Origin of the sequence: Bacillus marasmi (genome assembly GCF_902168435.1) — a bacterium.
GTDB classification, from domain to species: domain Bacteria; phylum Bacillota; class Bacilli; order Bacillales; family Cytobacillaceae; genus Bacillus_BU; species Bacillus_BU marasmi.
Map to the genome: position 1 here is coordinate 1 of NZ_LR656199.1, position 1,560 is coordinate 1,560.

Annotated in this window: 1 rRNA gene; it reads left to right on the forward strand. The window is 55.3% G+C overall.

Annotated features, from left to right (window positions below):
• Nucleotides 1-1,546 (forward strand): 16S ribosomal RNA (locus FXW34_RS22655).
• The last annotated feature ends 14 nt before the right edge of the window (nucleotides 1,547-1,560 follow it).

The following is a 1,560-nucleotide window of genomic DNA, read 5'->3' on the forward strand; positions in this document are numbered from 1 at the left end:
TGGAGAGTTTGATCCTGGCTCAGGACGAACGCTGGCGGCGTGCCTAATACATGCAAGTCGAGCGGACTTGAGGGAGCTTGCTCCCGATAGTCAGCGGCGGACGGGTGAGTAACACGTGGGCAACCTGCCTGTAAGACTGGGATAACTTCGGGAAACCGGAGCTAATACCGGATAATCCTTTTCCTCTCATGAGGAAAAGCTGAAAGACGGTTTCGGCTGTCACTTACAGATGGGCCCGCGGCGCATTAGCTAGTTGGTGAGGTAACGGCTCACCAAGGCGACGATGCGTAGCCGACCTGAGAGGGTGATCGGCCACACTGGGACTGAGACACGGCCCAGACTCCTACGGGAGGCAGCAGTAGGGAATCTTCCGCAATGGACGAAAGTCTGACGGAGCAACGCCGCGTGAGCGAAGAAGGCCTTCGGGTCGTAAAGCTCTGTTGTTAGGGAAGAACAAGTACCGGAGTAACTGCCGGTACCTTGACGGTACCTAACCAGAAAGCCACGGCTAACTACGTGCCAGCAGCCGCGGTAATACGTAGGTGGCAAGCGTTGTCCGGAATTATTGGGCGTAAAGCGCGCGCAGGCGGTCTCTTAAGTCTGATGTGAAAGCCCCCGGCTCAACCGGGGAGGGTCATTGGAAACTGGGAGACTTGAGTGCAGAAGAGAAGAGCGGAATTCCACGTGTAGCGGTGAAATGCGTAGAGATGTGGAGGAACACCAGTGGCGAAGGCGGCTCTTTGGTCTGTAACTGACGCTGAGGCGCGAAAGCGTGGGGAGCGAACAGGATTAGATACCCTGGTAGTCCACGCCGTAAACGATGAGTGCTAAGTGTTAGAGGGTTTCCGCCCTTTAGTGCTGCAGCAAACGCATTAAGCACTCCGCCTGGGGAGTACGGCCGCAAGGCTGAAACTCAAAGGAATTGACGGGGGCCCGCACAAGCGGTGGAGCATGTGGTTTAATTCGAAGCAACGCGAAGAACCTTACCAGGTCTTGACATCCTTTGCCACTCCTAGAGATAGGATTTTCCCCTTCGGGGGACAAAGTGACAGGTGGTGCATGGTTGTCGTCAGCTCGTGTCGTGAGATGTTGGGTTAAGTCCCGCAACGAGCGCAACCCTTGTTCTTAGTTGCCAGCATTTAGTTGGGCACTCTAAGGAGACTGCCGGTGACAAACCGGAGGAAGGTGGGGATGACGTCAAATCATCATGCCCCTTATGACCTGGGCTACACACGTGCTACAATGGATGGTACAAAGGGTCGCGAAACCGCGAGGTCGAGCCAATCCCATAAAACCATTCTCAGTTCGGATTGTAGGCTGCAACTCGCCTACATGAAGCTGGAATCGCTAGTAATCGCGGATCAGCATGCCGCGGTGAATACGTTCCCGGGCCTTGTACACACCGCCCGTCACACCACGAGAGTTTGTAACACCCGAAGTCGGTGGGGTAACCGTAAGGAGCCAGCCGCCTAAGGTGGGACAGATGATTGGGGTGAAGTCGTAACAAGGTAGCCGTATCGGAAGGTGCGGCTGGATCACCTCCTTTCTAAGGATATTGTC